A 23,607-nucleotide genomic window follows, 5' to 3' on the forward strand; every position below is an offset into this window, starting at 1 on the left:
TAAGCGCTTGATGGTCAAGTCTGCTGGCGCATTGAGCGGGATTATTGCCTGCGCCAGCAGGTCGGGCGGCTGACTGGTTCAGCTGTTCAGATTCTGGCGCCGACGGATCGCAGCTTCGATTCCTGCGGCATCCAGGCCACATTCCGCGAGCATTTCCGCCGGTTTGGCGTGTTCCACATAGGTATCTGGCAGGCCGAGATTCAGAATGCTGACCGGCTTGCCCTGGCTCAGCAGCCACTCGTTCACAGCGCTGCCGGCACCACCCATGATGGCGTTTTCTTCCAGGGTGACCAGCAGCTCATGGCTGTCGGCCAGTTGCTGGATAAGCGCAGTGTCCAGCGGTTTGACAAATCGCATGTTTGCCACGCTGGCATCCAGCACCTCGGCAGCTTTGAGTGCCTGGGCGTGCAGGGTGCCGAAACAGAGGATGGCGACCCCCTGACCCTTGCGGGTCAGTTGGCCTTTACCGATCGGCAATGGCTCTAAACTGCTGTCAATCGGCGTACCAGGGCCGGTACCACGCGGATAGCGCACGGCCGCAGGGCCGTTATGCAGAAAGCCGGTGCTGAGCATCTGCCGGGTTTCGTTTTCGTCGGCTGGCGCCATGATCAACATATTCGGCAGGCAGCGCAGAAAGGACAGATCAAAGCTGCCAGCGTGCGTCGGGCCGTCTTCGCCAACCAGGCCGGCGCGGTCGATGGCAAATAGCACGTCCAGATTCTGCACTGCGACATCATGGATCACTTGATCATAGGCACGCTGCAGAAAGGTCGAATAAATTGCCACCACCGGTTTTGCGCCTTCGCAGGCCATGCCGGCGGCCAGGGTAACTGCATGCTGCTCGGCAATCGCTACATCGAAATAGCGCTTCGGGTACTGTTCGCTGAACGCAATCAGGTCAGAGCCTTCCTTCATCGCCGGCGTAATACCCACGAGGCGCTGATCTTCCGCAGCCATGTCACACAGCCATTGGCCAAACACATTGGAATATTTCGGCTTGCTGACGCCGTTACTGGCGGGTTTGGGTTCCAGTTTGGTAATCGCGTGATAGCCGATCGGGTCGGCTTCAGCCGGGGAGAAACCCTTGCCTTTTTGTGTGACCACATGCAAAAACTGCGGGCCCTTGAGTTCGCGCATATTACCTATGGTCGCGACCAGGGTTGGCAGGTCGTGGCCATCGATGGGCCCAATATAGTTCCAGCCCAGCTCTTCAAACAGCGTGCCGGGCACCAGCATGCCTTTGGCGTGTTCCTCCGTGCGGCGAGCCAGCTCCCAGGCCGACGGAATCTTCGACAGCACTTTTTTGCTGCCTTCACGCATATGCGAGTAGGTACGGCTGGAGAGAATCTTCGCCAGGTAGTTGGACATGCCGCCGACATTGCGTGAGATCGACATATCATTGTCATTCAACACCACTAGCATATCGGCTTCGACGTCCGAGGCATGGTTGAGCGCCTCGAAGGCCATGCCCGCTGTCAGTGCGCCATCGCCGATGACCGCGACTGTCCGACGGTCCAGGCCTTGTAGCCGCGAAGCGACGGCCATGCCCAGTCCAGCGCTGATCGAAGTGCTGGAGTGGCCCACGCCAAAGGTATCGTAGGGGCTTTCATGGCGGCGCGGAAAGGCTGCCAGGCCGTCTTTCTGACGCAAGGTGCTCATCTGCTCGCGACGCCCGGTGAGAATCTTGTGCGGGTAGGCTTGATGGCCGACATCCCAGACGATCCGATCTTCGGGCGTTTGGTAGATATAGTGCAGCGCAACAGTCAACTCGATCACGCCCAGGCCTGCACCGAAATGGCCACCAGTCTGGCTGACGGTCCACAGCAGGTAGGCACGTAGCTCGTCGGCCAGTTCCGGCAGACGCTCTTCGTCCAGCTCGCGCAGGCGAGCAGTGTCGTTCAGGCTGTCCAGCAACGGGGTGTGGGGCCGTTCGCGGGGTATTTCGTGAAAGGTGCTTGGCATCAAACAGGCTCTGGGTGCCGCATGCAGGGCAAGATTAAAACGGCAGTTTAACCGATGCGGCCTCTTAGCCCAACTAGCGCAGCCGGGTTAGAACTGTCTTTGTACAATAAAATCGGCTAGCTGGCGCAGGCGCAGAGCATCGCCAGCAAAGGGCTGCAGCGCCTCAATGGCTTGCAGGCGCAGCGTGTCAGCCAGTGCCCGCGCGCCATCCAGACCTAATAACGCTGGGTAGGTAGGCTTGTCGCGAGCCAGGTCAGCACCCTGTTGTTTGCCGAGTATGCTGGTGTCGCTTTCGATGTCGATAATGTCGTCCTGAACCTGGAAGGCCAGGCCGATACAGTCGGCATAAACGCCCAGCGCCTTGAGCTGCTCTTCGCTGACCTGCTCGCTGGCCAGAGCACCGAGTTGTACGCTGGCGCGAATCAACGCGCCGGTCTTGTGCCGGTGCATTTTCTCCAGGGTCGGCAGGTCAAGCTTTTCACCCACGGCGCCCAGATCAATCGCCTGACCACCGACCATGCCGATCGGACCTGCAGCCGTAGCCAATACCTCGATCATGCGCAGCCGGGTGTTCGCTTGCAGGTCAGTGGCCTGAGCCAGCCACTGAAACGCCAGGGCTTGCAGCGCATCGCCGGCAAGAATGGCCGTGGCCTCGTCATAGGCGATATGGCAGGTGGGATGCCCGCGGCGCAGATCGTCGTCATCCATCGCCGGCAGATCGTCATGGATCAACGAATACGCATGAATTGCCTCAACCGCTGCGGCGGCGGTATCGGCCCGCTCTGGCCGGCCGCCGAGCGCTTCGCAGCAGGCATAGGCGAGCATGGGGCGAATACGTTTGCCGCCGTGCGTCACACTGTAACGAATCGCTGAAAACAAACGCTCCAGTCGCGGTTCTCCGGTCTGTAGCTGTTGCGTCAGGTAGGTGTCGATGCGGTGTTGGCAGGCGCTAAGATAGGCACCGAAATCGCTCATTCAGCGGGACCGTCAAAAGTTTCGGTCGTCAGAGTGCCGTGTTGCTCGACCAATAATTGCACTTTCTGTTCTGCCTGGCTCAATGCCTGTTGGCAATCGCGGGTCAGCGCCACGCCCTGCTCGAACGCAGTTAAAGAATCTTCCAGGCTGAGTTCGCCACTTTCCAGCCGCTCGACCAGTTTTTGCAGGTCGCCCAGCGATTGTTCAAAATCCACGGCGACTTTTTTCTTGGCCATGTACATACCTCATTTATCTGGCGAATCGGCAACCGGCTGAACATTACCCAAGGCTAATGGAGCGGTCAATCAACTGTAGACGTCATAAAAATAAAACAGGCTCAGACTCCAGCCAATCAGGATCACCAACCCCCGTAGCCAGCTGTCCGGCAAGCGGCGGGCGAACAGCCCGCCGCAGTAACCGCCCGCGATGGTACCCGGTAGCATGATCAACAGCGCCATCCAGTGAACAGCCCCGGCGAGCATGAAGGTCAGCGCAGCAACACTGTATATGACCGATGACAACAGGCTTTTGATCGCATTGATCTCCACCACCTGCGTGCGCCCGGAAATCGCCAGGCTGGCGATCATCATGATCCCCATGCCTGCGCCGAAAAATCCGCCATACAGAGATACCAGCGCCTGGCAGACGAAGCCGACCGGGCCGAGCCGGGGCGAACTGGACTGCGTCGGGCCAACCTTCGCCACCAGTCTGGCCAGTGATCTACTGAAGGTAAACAGCAGGGTGGCCAGCAGCAGTAACCAGGGAATCAGTTGGTAAAAGGCCTGGTCACTGGTCAGTAACAGTATTAAGCCGCCTGCCAGGCCGCCAACTGAAGCGGCAATGACCAGAGGCAACAGATAGGCGCGCATCGGCAAACGCTTCAGTTCGCGGCGCAGGGCCCACGCCGCCGACACACTGGCCGGCCAGAGTGCAACGGCGTTGGTAGCGTTGGCACTGACCGGCGCTATGCCGGCCGCGAGTAATGCCGGGAACGAGAAAAACGTGCCGCCACCGGCCAGCGCGTTCATCAGGCCGGCCGCAAAGCCGCCGCCTATAACAAGAAGTATTTGCCAGAATTCCAAAGTGTTATCCGCTGGTTTGTTAATTGCTCGGATCATACCTGCTAAAGAAGAGACGAGCCCATAGTCAACCGGATCGCACTGACGTTTGGCGTAGCAACCGCTAAGTACAATGCTGCAGGAAAAGGCAACCAGTGACTTATGAAGCTGGATTATCGTGGCCGGCAGAGTTAACCTCCCGAGTACGACCTAATCAGGATGTTCAATGAAAACTGGCGTACTACGTACCTGTCTGCTTTGGCTGATGATCTTGATCATCCCGGCCCAGGCAGTTGCGGGTGCGTTTTCTACGTCCTGTGCAGCTACACCTCCTGCCACGCAGCAGAACGAGATGCCAGCTGAGCACGCCCATCACGCGATGGCCGAGCAGACCCATGATGACACCGGCCAGGTGGTGCATAGCGGGTGTGTGCTTTGCGCGGTCAGTTGTCATGGCATCAGTGCTCTGACCAGTTGCAACAGCGAGCCTTTGGCTGTGTTTGCTCCGGTACTCTCTGGCGTACCGGCCTATCTATTGTTTGTCGGGCAATCCCCCGAGCCACTCAAACGACCTCCCCGCACCGTCCTCCTCTGAAACGATAACGGCTCCTGTTGAGCTGAACATTTCTGATCGGTAACACCGATCTGATCGCAGAGGTGGTCATGTTTTCCCCAACGTATTGTATGGGCGGCTTATTAGCCGTTTTGGCGTGGCACAGTTATGCCCAGGCAACCCAGCCTGATCCATCTGGCGCCGACGTCGTCCCGCCAGTGACTTACCAATCTCCATTGCACAGCTATCGAGGCTTTGAGCACCAGACTCCCGGCGACTGGCGTGAGGCCAACGCTACCGTCGGCCGTATAGGCGGTTGGCAAGCCTATGCGGCAGAGGTATGGGAGGCCAGCCAGTCGCAAGATGATGGCGCTGATTCCGACATTGATAACGCTGCCGATGCCGGCGGCGACGCCAATCCGCATCAACATCATTAAGGAGCTGGTTATGAACAAGACCAATACGGCTCCCGCGCGTTTGGGTTTCATCGGCGTGCTGCTGTTGACCCTGGCGGGCTGCGCGGGGCTGGCGCCGCAGAGTAGCCTTGAACAGGTACAGCAACAGAGTGCTGAGCTGATCGGGCAGGGTGCGTTGCATTGGGCCACCGAGCAGGATCAGCCGCCGGTGGTCCGCGAGCGTATCGCTGAGCTTCTGGCTGAGCCGTTAGCCCTGGAAAGTGCAGTGGAAATTGCGCTGATGAACAATCCCGGGCTGCAAGCTCGCCTGTTTGATCTGGGTATCGCTGATGCGCAGCGGGTGCAGGCGAGCCGTTTGCCGAACCCAGGATTTTCCATCGGGCGCATGACACGGGGCAGCGAAGTGGAGTGGGAGCGTGGGCTGCACCTTAATCTGGGCAGCTTGATCGCCTTGCCCTTAACCCGTCGCATAGCTGAGGGCCAGAACGCGCAGGTACAACGGGAGGTCAGCTTGTCGGTGATGCGGTTGGCAACGGACACGCGTATAGCCTGGTATCGCGCGGTCGCAGCGCAGCAGAGTCTGTCTTATAGCGAGCAGGTTCTGCAGGCGGCCGATGCTGGCGCGGAGATGGCTCATCGTATGGCCGCCGTGGGTAATTACAGCGCCTTGCAGCAAGCCCGTGAGCAGAGCTTTTACGCGGAAGCAGCACTGGCCCACCTGCAGGCCAGACAAGAGCAGGTCGCCAGCCATGAGCGGCTGGTCCGCTTGCTTGGCTTATGGGGTGAGGAGACGGATTTTACCCTGCCAGAGCGGCTGCCCGATGTGCCTAGCCAGCCATTGGATCAGCCAGATATCGAGCAGCAGGCCATGGCCAGCCGTCTGGATGTGAAGGCCGCACAACAGGGTGCCAAACGCCTGGCGACCAACTTGAAGCTGGGTAAGGCCACGCGCTTTATCAATGTGCTGGAACTGGGCATCAGCAACAACAGCTCCAACGAAGAGCCCGTGCAACGCGGCTATGAGATTACCGTTGAGCTGCCGTTGTTCGATTGGAGCGGTGCTCGCATGGCCGGCGACGAGGCGCGATACATGCAGCAGCTGCAGCGAACCGCCGAAGTCGCAATCAATGCGCGCTCGCAGGTACGGGAGAGCTATCAGGCTTATCGCACAGCCTGGGATGTGGCAGCACATTATCGTGATGAAATCGTCCCCCTGCGCAAACGTATCAGTGAGGAAAACATGTTGCTCTACAACGGCATGTTTATCGGTGTATTCGAGCTACTTGCTGATGCGCGGGAGCAGATCTCCACAGTCAATCGTTATCTGCAGGCTCAGAGTGATTTCTGGGTGGCTCAGTCTGAACTGGATCTGGTCCGTTTTGGGCCAGTAACGCCGAGCGAGGCGAATAGCGCTTCCACCACACCCGCTTCCCCCGCCGGAGGGCACTAACATGGTTTCACGACGTGATTTTTTTATGGGCGCGGGTGCCATAACGGCAGCCGTTGCTGCTTCTTCGGTCAGCCGGGTGTCTTTGGCGGGGTTGCCCGAGCCGGTAATTCAGAGCAGCCCGGAGACCATGGCTCCGCTGGAGCCGAATACTGGCAGGCCTTACAAGCCGGTGGTGACGCTCAATGGCTGGACGCTGCCCTGGCGCATGAATAACGGTGTAAAGGAGTTTCATCTGGTTGCTGAACCGGTAGTGAGGGAGATGGCCCCAGGCTTCAATGCCCATCTCTGGGGCTATAACGGCCAATCGCCCGGCCCCACTATTGAGGTGGTGGAGGGTGATCGCGTCCGTATCTTTGTTACCAACAAGCTGCCGGAACATACCAGTATTCACTGGCATGGGCAGCGGCTACCTAATGGTATGGATGGGGTAGCTGGCCTGAATCAGCGTGCTATTCCAGCTGGCAAGACCTATGTGTATGAGTTCGAGGCCAAGCGCCCCGGCACCTTCATGTATCACCCGCATGCGGATGAGATGGTGCAGATGGCCATGGGCATGATGGGCTTCTGGGTAACCCACCCGCGCGATGCTCATCCCAATATTGACGAGGTAGACCGCGATTACTGTTTTCTGCTCAACGCCTATGACGTCGAGCCGGGGAGCTACACACCCAAGATCATGGAGATGCTTGACTTCAATATTTGGACGTTCAACAGCAGGGTCTTTCCCGGGATTGACCCTCTTGTGGCCCGTAAGGATGACAAGGTGAGGATTCGCGTAGGCAATCTGACCATGACCAATCACCCCATCCATCTGCACGGCCACGAGTTCGAGGTCACCGGAACCGATGGCGGACCGGTGCCGCGCGGTGCACGCTGGCCGGAAGTGACCACCGATGTGGCTGTCGGTCAGATGCGGCAGATCGAGTTCATCGCCAGCGATCTCGGTGACTGGGCTTTTCACTGCCACAAGAGCCACCACACCATGAACGCCATGGGCCACGACGTGCCGACGATGGTGGGTGTCGATCACCGTAAGGTGGTTACGCAGATCAATAATCTGATCCCGGATTACATGGTAATGGGCGAGCGAGGTATGGCAGATATGGCGGAGATGCAGATGCCGCTTCCGGAGAACACCATACCGATGATGACCGGCGACGGACCCTTTGGCTCAGTGGAGATGGGCGGCATGTTCACCATGCTCAAGGTGCGTAGCGACCAGCCTGCAGGTGATTACAGTGATCCTGGCTGGTACCAGCAGCCGGAAGGTACCCAGGCATTCGAGTGGACCGGGCCTCTAACAGAGCCGTCGCGGTTCAAATCCGAAGTATCCACCGGCAAGCCCGCAGTTGAAGTGCAAGTTCGTAAACCCACCGGGCATTCCGGACATTAATCCGCAAGGGAAGATATAAAAGATGAACAAATTAACATTGGTCGCGGCCGTGGCGGCGCTGAGCACGCTGTCTTTTGGTGTACAGGCGCATGGCGAGGCCGAAGATAGCGAGCGCAGCATGATGCCTCCGGAGCAGAAGGCGTGGGGTATCGGCGCGAGTGAAGAGCAGGTTGATCGCGAACTGGTCATTCGGATGGACGACAAGATGCGCTTTACCCCGGATCATTTCGAAGTGGCCGAGGGGGAGACGCTGAAACTGGTTATTAAAAATGAAGGGAAGATGCTGCATGAATTGGTACTGGGCACGGCTGCGGAGCTGAAAGAGCATGCTGCACTCATGGAAAAGTTTCCTGGGATGGAGCATGACGAGCCCTATATGGCGCACGTAGGCGCCGGGCAAACGCAAACGCTGATCTGGACCTTCAACCGGGCAGGGCGCTTCGATTTTGCCTGCCTGCTGCCAGGGCACTTTCAAGCTGGCATGGTTGGCGGCCTTAACGTAAACACAAGATAGTCCATGGGTGGAAGGAGAATGCGATGAAAAAAGTGACAATGTTATTGTTGATGTTGTTCGGGCTGACTGCTGTGCCTGTCGTGGCCAACAATCACCAGGCAATGTCTGAAGGCGAACTGAGAAAAGTCGATCAGGCCGGGCAACGGGTGACGTTACGCCACGGACCGATCAATAACCTGAAAATGCCGCCAATGACCATGGTGTTCAGGGTCGAGAATGCGGCGGATCTGGAAGGGTTGACCGCCGGGGACAAGGTCCGATTTCGGGCGGACAAGCAAGGCGATAGCTATGTTGTGACCGAGCTTGAAAAAAGCGAGTGAGCCTGTACCTTTTGGTTTGTACCGCGCCCATGAAAGATCATTTCATGGGCCGGGATAAACCGGCGCAAAGCCACCCCCGACTGTACGAAAATTGGTGGTTTGCCCTTGGTAAAGCCGGGCCGCCACCCACTGTATCTGCGTGTCGTATACGTAGTTGCGCAGATCGAACTTGAGCACTTGCGGCGATGCGTTGTTATCCAGGACCCGCTCGCCAGGAGCGATTAAAGCCTGAGCTACATAGTTACCCGCAAGGATATCCTCCCAAACTCGACGGGTGAGCTTGTCGCCGCGGTAAGCCGCTCGGCTGCCGTAACCCGCTGCAGGCTTGAAGAACAGCCGCTTGCGTTGCGCCCATAACTCTTCTGCTTTTTCGCGCTGCACCTGCTGCGTACGCGGAATACTTGCCAGCAGAGTCGCACGGGTCTCTGCTGCTACGCCTAGCCGTTGCAGATGTTCATCGCTGCTCAAAAGGATCAGATTACGTTTGTCGGCATAAAGCGCGTGGGCTTGAGGGTGCGGTGTCAGCACCGTAGCGTCGGTCAGGTGCGCTTCTCTGAGGTGTTCATTCGCTGGCGCCTCCAGCAGGAAATCAGTCAGGCGGTTATACACCAGGTCGATTGTCAGATCACCATGCCAGAGCCGGCCGGAGCGCAGCTCCAGCTCCGCCGGATCGACGATTACCGCGCGCATACCCTGACTTTCAAAAAGCGTTTGGAACAGGATGAACTCGGGGTAGAGATATTGGCTGGTTGGCTCAGTATCGACGATTGCGATACTGCGCAGTGGCTGCTTGCGCCCAGCTAAAGCCCACTCATGTTGAAACATCGCAATAATATTGGCTACGAAACGCTCCGCGAGCGCTGGAGGCGGAACTACTCCAGCCACTTCCGGGCAGCAGGCGCGTTGTGCGCGGGCCATCAGCGCGTTAAGCATTGCCCCGCCGGCGTTGGTATTGATCTCGATTAACCCGAAGCCTTCCTGTGCGACGTGAAAATCATAGCCCATGAATACGCCGCGTGGGCCTGATGAATGTCTGGCAATTGCTGGGGCGTAAGCAAGCACTTCTTCCCGGTAAGTGGGTAAGGCGACCACTGACTCAACCGCGTAGATGAGATCCCGCATGCGCTTCATATGCACTGGCGAAACAAAGACTGGTCGAGCAGCAAACACAGTCGGACAGCGCTCTTGCAGCAACTGAAAAACGTCAGCGCGACCAGTCTCCGCTGCCAGCGCCTGACGCAACGCTTGTTGGTCAAGACTAACGCAGAAGCACTCGCTGTTAAGTCGCTGGATCAGATTAGACTGTTCTGTGCCCATGATGATCAGGTTGCCTCGGTATCCAACAGCCAAACACGGTTTATAACAGGAGGGTCAGTATCGGCCAAAGTGTGGTTGTCATCAGCAGGTAAATTGCCGCAATGCGTGTAGCTCTACTGTAAATCGCCCCAAAGGTATTGAGCCATGCTCAACGCCACTACCGGCGCGGTTTCAGTCCGTAATACCCGGGGACCGAAACGGGCTGCCTGAAAACCGCTGTTTTCCGCCAGGGTAATTTCGTCTGCACTCAAGCCGCCTTCAGGGCCAATCAGCAAGGCCAGTTGTTCAGGCCGGGCAAGACTTTGAAGGTTCTGTTCGGTGCGATGATGCAGCACCAGTTTAAGATCGGATGTCAGAGCACCTAACCACGAGCTCAAGGCTACTGGCGGGTGGATCAGTGGCACGACGCTGCGGCCACATTGTTCACAGGCACTGACAGCAATCTGCTGCCAATGGGCTTGGCGTTTATCCGCCCGCTCGCCTTGCAGCTTGACCTCGCAGCGCTCAGTGAACAGAGGGGTAATTTCACTTACTCCCAGTTCTACTGCTTTCTGAATTGCCCAGTCCATGCGCTCGCCACGGGACATGGCCTGGCCGAGGTGCACGCGCAGCGCAGACTCGGGCATGCCGTCAATCGCCGCGCTCAAGCGCACCTTAACCTCGCGTTTACTGACCGCGAGCACTTCCCCTGGCCATTCCTGGCCGCTGCCGTTGAAGATCTGTACCGGCGCGCCCGGTGTCAGCCGTAGCACGCGGCCGACATAGTGGGCCAGGTTGTCTTCGAGCAAGCGGTCGCCCTCGGCGAGGGCGGCGTCCAGATAGAAACGTGATACGCGCATGCGCTCAGTCCCGCGTTGCCAGTTGAATACCTTCCCAGGCGACACTGGCCAGGTGGTCGATCTGATCCGGGGTGATTACATAAGGCGGCATGAAATACACCACGCTGCCTAACGGGCGCAGCAGCGCTTCATTTTTCAGTGCGTGTTCGTAAACCCGGATGCCGCGGCGCTCTTGCCAGGGGTAGGGTGTGCGATTGGCTTTGTCCTGAATCATTTCGATGGCCAGTACCATCCCGGTCTGGCGCACTTCTGCCACGTGCGGGTGATCAACAAAATGCGCTGTAGCCTTTTTCATATGCTCAGCCAGAACGCGGTTTGCAGCGATCACGTCGGTCTGCTCGAACAGGTCCAGGGTGGCCAGTGCGGCAGCGCATGCCAGTGGATTGCCGGTGTAGCTGTGCGAGTGCAGGAAGGCGCGCATGGTTACGTAATCGTCGTAAAAAGCCTCGTACATCTTGTCCGTGGTCATGCACACCGCCATGGGCAAATACCCACCGGTGAGAGCCTTGGACAGGCACAGGAAGTCAGGGCTGATGTCGGCCTGCTCGCAGGCGAACAGGCTACCGGTGCGGCCAAAACCGACGGCAATCTCGTCATGGATCAAATGCACGTCGTAGCGATCACAAGCTTCGCGCAGCAGCTTGAGATAAACCGGGTGGTACATGCGCATGCCGCCCGCGCACTGGATCAGCGGCTCGACAATAACTGCGGCCACTTCCTCATGGTTCTGCTCGAGCGCGCGCTCCATATGCTCGAACATCATGCGGCTGTGCTCTTCCCAGGTGGCGCCCGCTTCACGCTCATAACAGTCCGGCGACGGCACTGTAATCACGCTCATCAGCAGCGGCTCGTAGGTTTCCTTGTACAGCGCTACATCCCCGACGGAGAGCGTGGCCAGAGTTTCGCCGTGGTAGCTGTTGGACAAGGTGATAAAACGCTTCTTCTCCGGCTTTCCGGTATTGAGCCAGTAATGAAAGCTCATTTTCAGTGCCACTTCGATACACGACGAGCCGTTGTCGGCGTAGAAGCAGCGGGTCAGCGGCGCGGGGGTGATGTTGACCAGCCGCTCGGATAGCTCAATCACCGGTTGATGACTGAACCCGGCCAGAATCACATGCTCGAGATTGTCGAGCTGATCCTTGACGCGCTGATTGATGTACGGATTGGCATGGCCAAAGATATTGACCCACCAGGAGCTGACGGCGTCCAGGTAGCGATTGCCTTCAAAGTCATGCAGCCAGACACCTTCGCCGCGCTGGATCGGGATGACTGGCATATGCTCGTGATCTTTCATCTGAGTGCAGGGGTGCCAGAGCACTGACAGGTCACGCTGCATCCATTGATTGTTCAAGCCCATAATCGCCTCGCCGTGATTGAAATGATCCGGCGATTGTACCTCAGCGCTTGATGCTCTGCAGGGGTTGACCGCAGAGCGCTTAGCGGGTGCCGAAGACCACCATGGTCTTGCCCTTGACGTTGATCAGGCCTTGCTCTTCGAGACTCTTGAGTACGCGGCCGACCATTTCCCGCGAGCAGCCGACAATCCGGCCGATTTCCTGACGGGTGACCTTGATCTGCATGCCGTCGGGATGGGTCATGGCGTCCGGCTGCTTGCACAGATCCAGTAGCGTGCGGGCGACGCGCCCGGTGACATCCAGAAACGCCAGGTCACCCACCTTGCGCGTGGTGTTGCGCAGCCGTTCGGCCATTTGTCGGCCCACGGCGTACAGCAGATCAGGCTCGATCTGGCTCAGCTCGCGAAATTTGTTATAGCTGACTTCAGCCACCTCGCACTCGGTCTTGGCTCGCACCCAGGCGCTGCGGTCCTGCTGCGGCTTGACCTCATCGAACAGGCCCATCTCGCCAAAGAAATCGCCTTGATTCAGATAGGCGATGATCATTTCCCGACCTTGTTCATCCTCAATAAGGATGGTGACCGAGCCTTTGACGATATAGAACAGGCTGTCGGAATGATCTCCGGCGTGGATGATGGTACTGCGAGCGTTGAAGCTGCGAAGGTGGCAGTGGGCTAGATAGGAGTCGAGATTTTTTATTTTGGGTGTCAGGGCAATTGAAACCATGTAGTTATCCTGTCGAGCAAACCATAGATGCCGGAGCACCCCTGTGAGCCTCGTCACTGAGACCAAAGGCGATTATGTCCAGTTTTTCTGCCGCTGACCAGTGTGGCGCCGTGCTACAAAGCTTGTGATATTCTGCGCGCATTCAGAATGTCAGCCGGAGAGCCAGATGAAAGCACAGATCAAGTGGGTAGACGGCGCCATGTTTGTTGGCGAATCGGGGAGTGGTCATACGCTGGTCATGGATGGTCCGCCGGAAGCGGGCGGGCGCAATATGGGCGTGCGGCCAATGGAAACGGTGCTCATCGGCCTGGGCGGTTGTGCCAGCTATGACGTAGTCAGCATCCTGAAAAAGGCCCGCCAGGATATTCGCGACGTGCACGTCCAACTGGAAGCCGAGCGCGCGGAAACAGAACCCAAGGTGTTTACCCGGATCCACCTGCGCTTTGTTGTCAGTGGTAAGAACCTGAAGGAAACGCAGGTTAAACGGGCGGTGGAATTGTCAGCCGAAAAGTACTGCTCGGCATCCATCATGCTGGCGCGTGCCGGCGTGGAAATGACCCATGATTACGAGATCGTTGAAGTCGAATAATCGCTGATCTATGCCGGGGCCGCCTATGGCAGCCCCTCCAAGGCATCAGATCTTGTAAGTAGCCTTGGTCATAAAGCCCGACAGTAACGTCATGGCTGCTTTTACTGGCTCGGGGAAAATCATCCCGCCGGCTTCCAGTGCCTGGCTGCCATGTTCTATTTCATCCAGGCGCATCTGCTCCAGAATCGCGCGGGATTTGATGTCTTCTTCCGGCAGTTGAGCAAGGTGGTCATCCAGGTGTCGCTCAACCAGTTGCTCAGTCGCCGCAACAAAGCCCAGACTCACGCGGTCACTGATCATGCCCGCCACAGCGCCCATCCCGAATGACAAGCCGTAAAACAGTGGGTTGAGTACGCTGGGCTGGCTGTTGAGTTCTTCCAGGCGCTGCTCGCACCAGGCCAAGTGGTCAATTTCCTCAGCTGCAGCATGTTCCATTTTGGCGCGCACATCCGGCAACTTGGCGGTCAGTGCCTGGCCCTGGTAAAGCGCCTGCGCGCAAACTTCGCCGGTATGGTTGATGCGCATGAGTCCAGCGATATGCTGGCGCTCCACCGCATCCATTGGCACGTTGGCCAAATGCTGCGCGGGGGAGGGGCGGCTGGCCTGCGCCGCGCCAGGCACCAGCGTGCGCAGAGACTGATCAGCCTGGGTCAGCAGGCGGTCGAGAAAGCTGTATTGACGCGGTGAGTTCATGGCATCACTCCTGTGCTGCTTGGCAAAAGCGGCAGTATAAAGGCTGTGGCTGGCCGACTATTGCGTTGGATCAACCCGGTGGCCAGCTCATCTGGCGCTGCCCGAGCACATGCAGATGAATATGGTAAACCGTTTGCCCGCCCTGAGCGTTGCAATTGAATACGGTGCGGAATCCTTCTTCGCAGCCTAGCTCCTTGGCGAGTCGTTGCCCGGTGTAGATCATATGGCCGACCAGAGCGCGATCGTCTTCAGCCATGTCCGCCAGGGTGGCGATATGCGTTTTCGGGATAACCAGAAAGTGCACCGGAGCATGGGGATTGATGTCGTGGAAGGCGATAACCTGCTCGTCTTCATAGATTTTCTTTGCCGGGATCTTACCCTCAACGATCTTGCAGAACAGACAGTCCACAGGCTACTCCTCAACAGGTGCTCAAAGTGCTTCCAGTGTAACCATCTACCGCTAGAATGGCACCATCACCTTAGAGTGCATCACCTGGGAATGCATAAACTGGGATTGCAAAAGGAAGGGCCTGTGAAAAATGATATCCACGATCTGAATCTGCTGCTCGACAGCAAGATCAAACTGATTGTGATCGAATCCTGGGAGGAGCGGCGGGTGCTGGAAACCATGGCCGCGCTGGCCATCAAGCGAGCGCAGACCTGGTATACCTGGAATCTACTCGACGGCTTGCGCCGACTCGGGTTTGGCGCCGATGTAGAAGCGAGCGAGGACACCACCGACCCGGAGACGGCGCTAAAGCAGATTCGCCGCGCCAATGAGCAGGCCCTGTATGTGTTCTGTGACTTGCACCCTTATCTTGAATCGCCCCGGCTGATCCGTCTGCTGAAGACCTTGGCCATGGAGCCCGGGGCGTCCCCCACCGTAGTGCTGGTCAGCCACGCGATAGCATTGCCTCCCGAATTGAGCCGGCTGGCGGCGCGGCTCAATCTGAGCATGCCGTCCGACGAGCAACTGGCGGCCATCGTGCGTGAGGAGGCCGCCAACTGGACGCAAGAGAACCAAGGGCAGAGGGTGCGCACCGATAACCGCACCCTGGAGCAGGTGGTGCGTAATCTGCGCGGGACCACGCATGCTGAAGCACGTCGTCTGGCGCGCAATCTGATTGCCGATGACGGCGCTATTACGCAGGAAGATCTGCCTGCGTTGAATAAAGCCAAGTTCGGTTTGCTGGATATGCAGGGCGTGCTGAGTTTTGAGCAGGACACCGCGCATTTTGCTGACGTTGGCGGCCTGCAACACTTTAAAGGCTGGCTGGCGAATCGGCAGGCGGCCTTTCTCCAGGCCGGCGATGTCAAGGACGCGCCAAAGGGCGTCCTGTTGGTGGGCGTGCAAGGGGCGGGTAAGAGCCTCGCTGCCAAAGCGGTTGCAGGGGTATGGGGGCTGCCGCTGCTGCGGCTGGACTTCGCGGCGCTATACAACAAGTACATTGGTGAGACAGAAAAGAATCTGCGCGAAGCGCTGCACATGGCTGATTGCATGGAGCCCTGTGTGCTCTGGATAGATGAAATTGAAAAAGGGCTGGCGCCGGACGGGTCTGATCAAGGTGTTTCGCGACGTCTGCTCGGCTCGTTACTGACCTGGATGGCAGAGCGCAAAAGTCGGGTGTTTCTGGTTGCCACCTCGAACGACGTCAGCCAGTTGCCCCCAGAGCTGATCCGCAAGGGCCGGCTCGATGAGATGTTCTTTGTCGATCTGCCGAGCCCGGCCGTGCGCGAAGACATCTTCCGTATCCATCTGGTCCGTCGCGAATTACAGGTGCCGCTGTTCAATCTGACACAACTGGCGCAGGCCAGCGACGGTTTCTCCGGCGCGGAAATCGAACAAGCCGTTGTCTCGGCCGTGTATGCGGCTGCGGCGCGTCAGCAGGAGGTCGGCGATGCCCATGTGCTGGAGGCGCTGGCGCAGACATCGCCGCTGTCAGTGATCATGGCCGAGCGTTTACAGGCGCTACGGGATTGGGCGAAAACCCGCGCGGTGATGGCGGATTAACCTTAGAAAGGTTTGACTACCACCAGGATGACCGCTCCCAGCAGCACGAATACCGGCGCTTCATTAAACCAGCGGTAGAACACGTGCGAGCGCGTGTTGGCGTCATTGGCAAAGCGTTTTAGCAGAGCGCCGCAGACAAAATGATAGGCCACCAGTGCGGCCACCAACATCAGCTTGGCATGCATCCAGCCTTGCGATAGCCACGCAGGTTGCAGCCAGAGCATCCCGAAGCCCAACGCCAGGGTGATCACCATTGATGGCGTCATAATGCCGCGGTATAGCTTGCGCTCCATGATCTTGAAACGTTCACGGCTGATACTGTCGTCACTCTGGGCGTGATAGACGAACAGTCGCGGTAGGTAGAACAGGGCGGCAAACCAGGTCACCATGGCAATGATATGGAAGGCTTTGATCCACAGGTACACGGCAAGCTCCTCTACGACGGGTGTCTGCACCCACACCGGGGCAGTGAGTGCTGGTATTTTACGTCAGCCCTTTTATCATAGGGACGAACAGTCATGTACAAAACGATTCAGGAAATAAAATGATCAAAATCGGCATTGTAGGCGGGACCGGATACACAGGCGTCGAGTTGCTCAGGCTGCTGGCGCAACATCCCCAGGCCCATGTCGAGGTCATAACCTCCCGATCGGAAGAAGGCCAGCGGGTTGCGGACATGTACCCTAACCTGCGAGGTCACTATGACAACCTCAAGTTCAGCGTGCCGGACGTTACTGCTCTGGGCGCCTGTGATGTGGTGTTCTTTGCTACTCCGCATGGCGTGGCCCATGCCATGGCCGGCGAACTGTTGTCGACCAGCACTCGTATCATTGACCTGTCAGCCGACTTCCGGCTGAAGGATTCCGAGGAGTGGTCTCGCTGGTATGGGCAACCGCACGGCGCGCCCGAATTACTGGAAACGGCTGTGTATGGCTTGCCGGAAGTCAATCGGGAGGCTATCCGTACCGCGCGCTTGATCGCCGTGCCAGGCTGCTATCCCACCGCCGCCCAGTTAGGGCTCATTCCGCTATTGGAGGCCGGGTTGGCGGATCCGGCACGCATTATTGCCGACTGCAAGTCCGGCGTTAGCGGGGCGGGCCGCGGCACCAATCTGGGCTCGTTGTTCTGCGAGTCCACCGAGAGCATGAAGGCGTATGCCGTGGCCGGCCATCGCCACCTGCCCGAGATCAGTCAGGGGCTGCGTCAGGCCGTCGGTGGTCCGGTAGGGCTGACCTTCGTACCGCACCTGACGCCAATGATCCGTGGGATCCATGCCACGCTGTACTCGACCGTGGTCGATCACTCGGTAGATCTGCAGGCCTTGTTCGAGCAGCGTTATGCCAATGAGCCCTTTGTCGATGTAATGCCTGCCGGTAGTCATCCAGAAACGCGCAGTGTGCGGGGTGCCAACGTTTGCAGGATCGCAGTACACCGGCCACAGGGCGGCGACCTGGTGGTCGTCCTGTCAGTGATCGACAATCTTGTAAAAGGCGCTTCAGGGCAGGCGGTGCAGAACATGAACATCGCGCTCGGGCTTGACGAGACTCTTGGGTTGTCCCATCCGGCGCTTATGCCCTGATGTTCAAACTGAAGCGCCGCCGGGTCTTACGCGATCATCGCGTGGTCTTCATCCCGCGCACATCCAGGCTGGTTCAGGTGCTGAAGGTAGGGTTGATTGTCACGTTGTTGCTGGCTTCGCCGTTGAGTGCCTGGTTCGGCTGGGAGTTTGCGTTGCGCTCGCAACAGGCGGTACTCGAGGAGAGGGATCAGTTGCTGGTGCGGCAATTGGAGCTGGCCTCCGAGCTGGATAGCGCGCGGCAAAGCCGGCAACAGATGGAAGTTGATTTGCTGGTGGCGCGCGAAGGTCTGGAAGAAGCGCGTGATGTGGTCCAGGAGCTGGAGCAGCAGTTGTTCCGAGTGCAGCAGGATTTGGCGCAGTATCAGGGGGCGCTGGCGCCCAATGCGATGCTTCCCGGCTTGCGTATTCAGGCTTTTGAGCTGCATGCCACAGAAACTCCGAACACTTTCCGCTATAAAGTCATGGTCAGCCGCGTCGGCGAAGAAAGCGATACGGTCCAGGCGCGGCTGGATGTGACCATTCATGGCCGCCAAGGCGGCGAGGCAGTAACCTTGACTCTGGATGATGTGACAGGGGATCTGGCTGAAGATGTGATGAGCCTGAATTTCCGTTACTTCCAGGTAGTGCCCAGCAACGGCAGTGGCGCTGAATTGGTACTTCCAGATGATTTTCAGCCAGAACGCGTGATTCTCAAGGCCGTTCGCGATGGTAAAACTCTGGTAGAACAAGCATTCGATTGGACAGTAACAGGAGCAAGGCCCTGATGTTTGGAACAGACAAGCACAAAAAAGTAGATATCGGCCAGTTTGGCGGTAAAACCACGATCATCGCACAAGACGCTGAGTTCAAAGGGGATTTTCGCTTCACCGGCGCCCTGCAGGTAGACGGACGTGTGATCGGCAATGTGCACGCGGATCAGGGGTTGGTACGCATTAGTGAACATGGCTGTATCGAGGGTGTTATCAGAGCGCCGAGCGTGCTGATCAATGGCCAGGTAACCGGGGACGTACATGCTTCTGAGCACCTTGAGCTTGATGCCAAGGCGCGCATCAGCGGCGATCTGCATTACCGTTTCATGGAAATGGTCATGGGGGCACAAATCAGCGGTAACCTGCATTACATGGATGCAGAGCTGCCGGCCCAGGCCGCGCTACCGGTAGATGCTGATTTCGTATCCGAAGAATAGTTGACCAAAAGAGTCGGGAAAACGGATAATAGGCCGTTAGTGTGCTTTTGCACCCGTCGCTGGAGGATGTATGTCTACTGCTGAAATGTTTACCCCCACTCCCTTGCTGTTTACCGACAACGCCGTATCCAAGGTCCGCGCGCTGATCGATGAAGAGGGTAATGAGCGTCTGAGCCTGCGGGTGTTCGTAACCGGGGGTGGCTGTTCGGGATTCCAGTATGGTTTTACTTTCGATGACGAGCTGGCTGAAGACGATACCGTGGTTGAGCGCGAGGGGGTGAAGCTGGTTGTGGACCCGATGAGCTTTCAGTACCTGGCAGGTTCTGAGGTCGACTATCTGGAAGGCTTGGAAGGTTCGCGTTTTGTCATTAACAACCCCAACGCAGCAACTACTTGTGGTTGTGGTTCTTCGTTCTCCGTCTGAAACCATTCACGACGCCTGCCGCTTTCTGGCTTCAAGCCGGATAAATCGCTCCGAGAATACGCTCGCCTGTTGCGCCGGTCACTGCCGGCAAGTTGCCTGCTAGGCGCTCACTGCAGCGCCAGGCCAGCCAGGCAAAAGCCATTGCTTCCATCCAGTCCGGGTCTACGCCAAGCTCTGCGGTAGTCAGCACTTGCATGCTCGGCAAGTGGTACGCGAGCCGCTCGATCAGCAGGGTGTTTCGCGCTCCGCCACCACACAGGTATAGCGCCTGGCTGTCGCTGGCGTATTGACTCGCGGCCAGGCCGATGGAGCGCGCGCTCAGCTCTACCAGGGTCGCTTGTACATCTTCTGGTGCCGCTGTCGGGAAGTTTCCAAGCTGTTGGTGAAGCCAGTGCGGATTAAAATATTCACGACCAGTGCTTTTGGGTCCCGTGCGTTGAAAGTATCCGTCATTCAGCATTGAGTTCAGCAATTCTGGCAGCACTTTTCCGCTGCGTGCCCAGTCTCCAGCGTGGTCGTAAGCTTTGCCCAGATGCTGGTTGATCCAGTAATCCAGCAGCACATTGCCAGGGCCGCTATCGAAGCCTGTCGCAGGCTGGCCGGGTCGCATGATAGTCAGGTTGGCAAAGCCGCCCACGTTGACCAGCGTCCGGGTAGTTGTCAAATCGCGTAATAGCCAATCGTGAAAAGCCGGTACCAGCGGCGCGCCCTCACCGCCTGCGGCAATGTCGCGACTGCGGAAATCGCTTATTACGCAGATATTTGTCAGTTCGGCGAGCAGGGCGGGCGCGCCGATCTGCAGGCTGAAGCCCAGGTCCGGATGGTGACGAATGGTCTGGCCATGACTGCCGATAGTTGCAATTTGATTGGGGCTTAGCTGCAGCTTTTCCAGCAGTGATGTTACCCCGCCGGCAGCCAGACGAGCCCAGGCCTGGCCAGCGATACCGGCGCGATAAATTTCATTTGTGTCAGGACTGCACAGGGCCAGGAGGTCACTGCGCAAGGAGTCGGGGAAGGGTACGCAACAGGCGGCCAGTAAGCGCACCTGTTGGGGAGGAGTGATCTCGGTAACAGCAATGTCGATACCATCCAGGCTAGTGCCCGACATGATACCGACATGCAGGTGGGACACTTATTGCTCCAGCAGAGCCAGTTGGGTGTCTCTGTTCTGGTCCAGGCTGGCCATCATTTTATTGCTGATCGCCATAAACGCGGTGCGCTCATTCTGAGGTACCGGGTCAGCCACAGGCAGGTCAACCCCAAGCGGATTGACGTGACGGCCATTGACCAGGAACTCATAATGCAGGTGCGGGCCCGTCGCTAGGCCGGTCATGCCGACATAACCAATTATCTGGCCTTGCGACACATTGGAGCCATGGCGCAGATTCTTGGCAAAGCGGTTCATGTGCGCATATAGCGTTTTGTATTTCTGCCCGTGTTGCACGACGATGGTGTTGCCGTATCCGCCTTTACGTCCAAAATGGACGATGCGGCCGTCACCGGTGGCTTTGATCGGCGTCCCGGTTGAGGCCGCATAATCGACACCGTTGTGCGCGCGAATCTTGTTCAGAATCGGGTGGCGACGGTTGGGGTTGAATTTGGAGCTGATGCGCGCAAATTCGACCGGCGTGCGGATAAATGCCTTGCGCAAGCTGGTGCCATCAGCACGGTAATAGCTGCTGTAGCCGCTCTTGTCGGTGAAGCGCACTGCGGTGAACGTCTTGCCGCGATTGCTGAAACGGGCAGCGAGAATATTGTTGGTGCCCACGCGTTTATCACCCACGTGGAGCTCTTCATAAACCACTTCGAAGCGATCGCCTTGGCGAATATCACGTGCAAAGTCGACGTCATAGCCGAAGATGTTCGCCATCTCCATGGTCAGGTTGTGCGACATGCCGGCTTTTTGCGCAGCGAGAAACAGCGAGCTGGTAATCTCGCCTTGCGCGTATTGCGTTCGCACATCAGGGGTGATCAGTTCGTTATTGACCACATAATTATCGCCTTCACGGTCCAGACGCAGCGTCTCCAGATCGTTCAGCTTGGACTTGAGCGCATCCAGTTCGCCATTCGCGCCAAGTTTGAAATCCAGAACTTGGCCTGCCTTGAGGCGAGTGAAGCGCTTGGCATCCGGGCTGCTATTGATCACTGAATGCAGCGTGCTGGCAGAGAGACCTACGCGCTCGAACACAACTGAAAGCGTGTCACCGCTCTCAACAGGAACGCTCATCCACTCCGAGGCAGGTTGCGCTTTAGCTACCATGGCCATGGGTAGGTCAACCGGCAGAGCTTGACGGTCGCTGCCACGGAAAGTCTGCTTGGCAGCCAGAGGTACGGGTTGCCTGTTCAATTCGTCGGCCAGCGAAAAAGTGACTGTTTCGCTGATCAGGGCGTCCAAATCTCTAGACGAGCCCGGTGACTCCAGGTGATTGGTAATGGTATCAAGATCAAGCTGCACATACGTTTTGCGAGCTTCTACATCCGAGGTCGGGATAACGAGCAGAAAGATGCTCAGCGCTGCTGCTATACCGCTAGCCGCTACAATATGGCTTTTGGGGTACAGCGGCGGTTTTGTCTTGTGAGAAGGCATAAGCGCTCTTGTGGTCGAGTCTGAATAAAGTGTAATAACTTGCTAAATTATAACTGAAAGTCCCTCGTTGCAACCCTTCAGTGCCACCGCCCGTCAGTTTTCCAGCGCGCGGTGTGTTGCTATTCTGACGCAAGGCCGTCTGCCAAAGTTGTAATTGGTCAGCAATGTTGTATGTTTGGTTCCCTTTTTTGCCCATCAAAATACAGGATCTACTGATTTATGAAGCCGGTTGACGAGCAGTTGGCGCTGATCAAGCGCGGCGCGGACGAAATTCTGGTTGAAAATGAGCTGCGTATCAAGCTTGAGCGCGGTTTGCCGCTACGTATCAAGGCAGGTTTTGATCCAACTGCGCCAGATTTGCATCTTGGCCATACCGTCCTGATCAACAAGCTGCGTCAGTTTCAAGAGCTTGGCCACCAGGTACTTTTTCTTATCGGCGACTTCACCGGCATGATCGGCGACCCCTCCGGCAAAAACGTTACGCGCTTGCCGCTGACCAGGGAGCAGGTTCTTGATAACGCCGAGACTTATAAAGAGCAGGTGTTCAAGATTTTGGACCCGGCACTGACTGAGGTCATGTTCAACTCCACCTGGATGGACAAGATGACCTCGGCCGACATGATTCAATTGGCCGGCAAATACACCGTCGCGCGCATGCTCGAGCGGGATGACTTCGACAAGCGTTATAAAGGTGGCCAATCCATCGCCATCCACGAGTTCCTTTATCCGCTAGTACAGGGTTATGACTCTGTGGCTATGCAGGCCGATTTAGAACTGGGCGGCACCGATCAGAAATTCAACCTGCTGATGGGTCGTGAGCTTCAGCGTCAGTATGGCCAGGAGCCGCAGGTCATTCTGACCATGCCTTTGCTCGAAGGGCTGGATGGCGTCAAGAAGATGTCCAAGTCGCTGGGTAACTATGTCGGCATTAATGACGCCCCGGGGGAGATGTACAACAAGATCGTGTCCATGCCGGACAGTTTGATGTGGCGCTACTTCGAACTGCTCAGCTTTCGTAGCATGGAAGAGATCAGCGGTTTGCGCGCCGAGGTGGATGCCGGTGCGAATCCGCGCGATATCAAGATCAAGCTGGCAGAAGAGCTGGTCGAGCGGTTTCACGGTGCGGAGGCGGCGGCCAATGCCCACCGCTCCGCGGGTAATCGTCTGAAGGAAGGTGAGCTGCCGGACGATATCCCCGAGATTCAGCTGGAAGCTACGGAGCCCATGCCGGTTTCTGCTGTGTTGAATCGGGCGGGAATGGCAAAGAATGCGGCCGCAGCGCGCGATCTGCTTTCCGCCGGCTCGGTGCGGGTGGATGGCGAGGCTGTTGATCGTGACTTCGTTTTCCAGCTGGGTACTGAGTACGTCTGTCAGGCGGGCAAGAAGAAGTTTGCGCGCATTACGCTAAAAAGCGCTTGACGGTTTTTCCCCAGCCCCTATAATGCGCGTCTGCCCAAACGGGGTGCTTTGCATAAAGCGCTTTACAATCAATAAGTTAGCGATAATTTAGGGATTGACAGGGCAGACGAGTAGCGTAGAATACGCCGCTCACTGGGAAGGACGGCAGGATCGCTTTTCCAGGCGCTGAGTTAAGTCAGCGAAGTTTCACGGAAGCGGTTGACAGGGGTTTTGGCTCCTGTAGAATGCGCCTCCCGGTCAC

At 57.6% G+C, this 23,607-nt stretch carries 26 protein-coding genes; 13 read left to right on the forward strand and 13 right to left on the reverse strand.

All coding sequences use genetic code 11. From position 1 onward, the window contains the following. Positions 1–78: 78 nt before the first annotated feature. The 4 genes from dxs to DT594_RS18475 all read right to left on the reverse strand — a co-directional run bounded on the left by dxs (position 79) and on the right by DT594_RS18475 (position 4,019). Positions 79–1,962, reverse strand: a complete 1,884-nt coding sequence (gene dxs / locus DT594_RS18460; protein ID WP_149334585.1) for a 1-deoxy-D-xylulose-5-phosphate synthase — start codon at positions 1,960–1,962, stop codon at positions 79–81. Between the two features lie 87 nt (positions 1,963–2,049). Then, on the reverse strand, positions 2,050–2,937 hold the full coding sequence (locus tag DT594_RS18465) for a polyprenyl synthetase family protein (protein WP_149334587.1): 888 nt from the start codon (positions 2,935–2,937) through the stop codon (positions 2,050–2,052). After that, positions 2,934–3,173 (reverse strand): exodeoxyribonuclease VII small subunit, encoded by a 240-nt coding sequence (locus tag DT594_RS18470; protein ID WP_149334589.1) that lies wholly within the window; start codon positions 3,171–3,173, stop codon positions 2,934–2,936. The genes DT594_RS18465 and DT594_RS18470 overlap by 4 nt, the downstream gene beginning before the upstream one ends. A gap of 69 nt (positions 3,174–3,242) precedes the next feature. Beyond that, on the reverse strand, positions 3,243–4,019 hold the full coding sequence (locus tag DT594_RS18475; protein WP_218574558.1) for a sulfite exporter TauE/SafE family protein: 777 nt from the start codon (positions 4,017–4,019) through the stop codon (positions 3,243–3,245). 202 nt (positions 4,020–4,221) lie between these two features. Between DT594_RS18475 and DT594_RS18480 the strand changes: the two genes are divergently transcribed. The 6 genes from DT594_RS18480 (at position 4,222) to DT594_RS18505 (ending at position 8,641) form a co-directional block, all read left to right on the forward strand. After that, on the forward strand, positions 4,222–4,590 hold the full coding sequence (locus tag DT594_RS18480) for a hypothetical protein (protein ID WP_149334593.1): 369 nt from the start codon (positions 4,222–4,224) through the stop codon (positions 4,588–4,590). Between the two features lie 68 nt (positions 4,591–4,658). Next, positions 4,659–4,985 carry a hypothetical protein gene (locus DT594_RS18485; protein ID WP_149334595.1) on the forward strand — a complete coding sequence of 109 codons (327 nt, stop codon included), beginning with the start codon at positions 4,659–4,661 and terminating at the stop codon, positions 4,983–4,985. Positions 4,986–4,995: 10 nt separating this feature from the next. Further along, positions 4,996–6,414, forward strand: coding sequence for a TolC family protein (locus DT594_RS18490; RefSeq protein WP_149334597.1), 1,419 nt, complete (start codon positions 4,996–4,998; stop codon positions 6,412–6,414). A gap of 1 nt (position 6,415) precedes the next feature. After that, entirely contained in the window at positions 6,416–7,807 is a 1,392-nt protein-coding gene (locus DT594_RS18495) for a multicopper oxidase family protein (RefSeq protein WP_149334599.1), read from the forward strand. Positions 7,808–7,829: 22 nt separating this feature from the next. After that, complete coding sequence (locus DT594_RS18500; RefSeq protein ID WP_149334601.1) at positions 7,830–8,321, forward strand: cupredoxin domain-containing protein; 492 nt, start codon at positions 7,830–7,832, stop codon at positions 8,319–8,321. Between the two features lie 23 nt (positions 8,322–8,344). Next, the gene (locus tag DT594_RS18505) at positions 8,345–8,641 is read left to right on the forward strand and encodes a copper-binding protein (RefSeq protein WP_149334603.1); all 297 of its coding nucleotides are present in this window, start codon (positions 8,345–8,347) and stop codon (positions 8,639–8,641) included. A 42-nt stretch (positions 8,642–8,683) separates the two neighbouring features. Here DT594_RS18505 and DT594_RS18510 read toward each other — a convergent pair whose 3' ends face one another. The 4 genes from DT594_RS18510 to crp form a co-directional block, all read right to left on the reverse strand. After that, positions 8,684–9,958, reverse strand: a complete 1,275-nt coding sequence (locus DT594_RS18510) for a hypothetical protein (RefSeq protein ID WP_149334605.1) — start codon at positions 9,956–9,958, stop codon at positions 8,684–8,686. A 113-nt stretch (positions 9,959–10,071) separates the two neighbouring features. Continuing rightward, positions 10,072–10,797, reverse strand: a complete 726-nt coding sequence (locus tag DT594_RS18515) for a 16S rRNA (uracil(1498)-N(3))-methyltransferase (RefSeq protein WP_149334607.1) — start codon at positions 10,795–10,797, stop codon at positions 10,072–10,074. A 4-nt stretch (positions 10,798–10,801) separates the two neighbouring features. Then, a complete protein-coding gene (locus DT594_RS18520) occupies positions 10,802–12,154 on the reverse strand; it encodes an adenosylmethionine--8-amino-7-oxononanoate transaminase (RefSeq protein WP_149334609.1) in 1,353 nt (450 codons plus the stop codon). 79 nt (positions 12,155–12,233) lie between these two features. After that, positions 12,234–12,878, reverse strand: a complete 645-nt coding sequence (gene crp, locus DT594_RS18525; protein WP_149334611.1) for a cAMP-activated global transcriptional regulator CRP — start codon at positions 12,876–12,878, stop codon at positions 12,234–12,236. Between the two features lie 166 nt (positions 12,879–13,044). On the opposite strand from crp, the gene DT594_RS18530 reads away from it, so the two are divergent. Beyond that, entirely contained in the window at positions 13,045–13,467 is a 423-nt protein-coding gene (locus DT594_RS18530; protein WP_149334613.1) for an OsmC family protein, read from the forward strand. 45 nt (positions 13,468–13,512) lie between these two features. Here the strand turns inward: DT594_RS18530 and coq7 are convergent, their stop codons facing one another. Next, positions 13,513–14,160, reverse strand: coding sequence for a 2-polyprenyl-3-methyl-6-methoxy-1,4-benzoquinone monooxygenase (coq7, locus tag DT594_RS18535; RefSeq protein WP_149334615.1), 648 nt, complete (start codon positions 14,158–14,160; stop codon positions 13,513–13,515). Positions 14,161–14,230: 70 nt separating this feature from the next. After that, positions 14,231–14,569 carry a histidine triad nucleotide-binding protein gene (locus DT594_RS18540; RefSeq protein ID WP_149334617.1) on the reverse strand — a complete coding sequence of 113 codons (339 nt, stop codon included), beginning with the start codon at positions 14,567–14,569 and terminating at the stop codon, positions 14,231–14,233. A 123-nt stretch (positions 14,570–14,692) separates the two neighbouring features. On the opposite strand from DT594_RS18540, the gene DT594_RS18545 reads away from it, so the two are divergent. Beyond that, positions 14,693–16,171 (forward strand): AAA family ATPase, encoded by a 1,479-nt coding sequence (locus DT594_RS18545; RefSeq protein WP_149334619.1) that lies wholly within the window; start codon positions 14,693–14,695, stop codon positions 16,169–16,171. Positions 16,172–16,173: 2 nt separating this feature from the next. On the opposite strand, the gene hemJ is transcribed toward DT594_RS18545, so the two are convergent. Then, positions 16,174–16,596, reverse strand: coding sequence for a protoporphyrinogen oxidase HemJ (gene hemJ, locus DT594_RS18550; RefSeq protein ID WP_218574559.1), 423 nt, complete (start codon positions 16,594–16,596; stop codon positions 16,174–16,176). Positions 16,597–16,715: 119 nt separating this feature from the next. Here hemJ and argC point away from each other — a divergent pair, with 119 nt between their 5' ends. From argC to erpA, 4 genes are all read left to right on the forward strand, one after another. Next, entirely contained in the window at positions 16,716–17,750 is a 1,035-nt protein-coding gene (gene argC / locus DT594_RS18555) for an N-acetyl-gamma-glutamyl-phosphate reductase (protein WP_149334621.1), read from the forward strand. Further along, entirely contained in the window at positions 17,750–18,514 is a 765-nt protein-coding gene (locus DT594_RS18560) for a DUF6776 family protein (protein WP_149334623.1), read from the forward strand. Before argC ends, DT594_RS18560 begins: the two co-directional genes overlap by 1 nt. After that, positions 18,514–18,936: a bactofilin family protein gene (locus DT594_RS18565; protein ID WP_149334625.1), complete on the forward strand. Its 423-nt coding sequence runs from the start codon at positions 18,514–18,516 to the stop codon at positions 18,934–18,936. Before DT594_RS18560 ends, DT594_RS18565 begins: the two co-directional genes overlap by 1 nt. Positions 18,937–19,006: 70 nt before the next feature. After that, positions 19,007–19,360, forward strand: coding sequence for an iron-sulfur cluster insertion protein ErpA (gene erpA, locus DT594_RS18570; protein ID WP_096348506.1), 354 nt, complete (start codon positions 19,007–19,009; stop codon positions 19,358–19,360). A gap of 31 nt (positions 19,361–19,391) precedes the next feature. On the opposite strand, the gene DT594_RS18575 is transcribed toward erpA, so the two are convergent. Both DT594_RS18575 and DT594_RS18580 read right to left on the reverse strand, forming a co-directional pair. Continuing rightward, complete coding sequence (locus DT594_RS18575) at positions 19,392–20,492, reverse strand: anhydro-N-acetylmuramic acid kinase (RefSeq protein WP_281290933.1); 1,101 nt, start codon at positions 20,490–20,492, stop codon at positions 19,392–19,394. Further along, positions 20,493–21,947, reverse strand: a complete 1,455-nt coding sequence (locus DT594_RS18580; RefSeq protein ID WP_149334627.1) for an OapA family protein — start codon at positions 21,945–21,947, stop codon at positions 20,493–20,495. 219 nt (positions 21,948–22,166) lie between these two features. Here DT594_RS18580 and tyrS point away from each other — a divergent pair, with 219 nt between their 5' ends. Then, the gene (tyrS, locus tag DT594_RS18585; RefSeq protein WP_149334628.1) at positions 22,167–23,366 is read left to right on the forward strand and encodes a tyrosine--tRNA ligase; all 1,200 of its coding nucleotides are present in this window, start codon (positions 22,167–22,169) and stop codon (positions 23,364–23,366) included. Positions 23,367–23,607: the final 241 nt, after the last annotated feature.

Source organism: Halopseudomonas laoshanensis (genome assembly GCF_008365385.1).
Lineage (GTDB): Bacteria > Pseudomonadota > Gammaproteobacteria > Pseudomonadales > Pseudomonadaceae > Halopseudomonas > Halopseudomonas laoshanensis.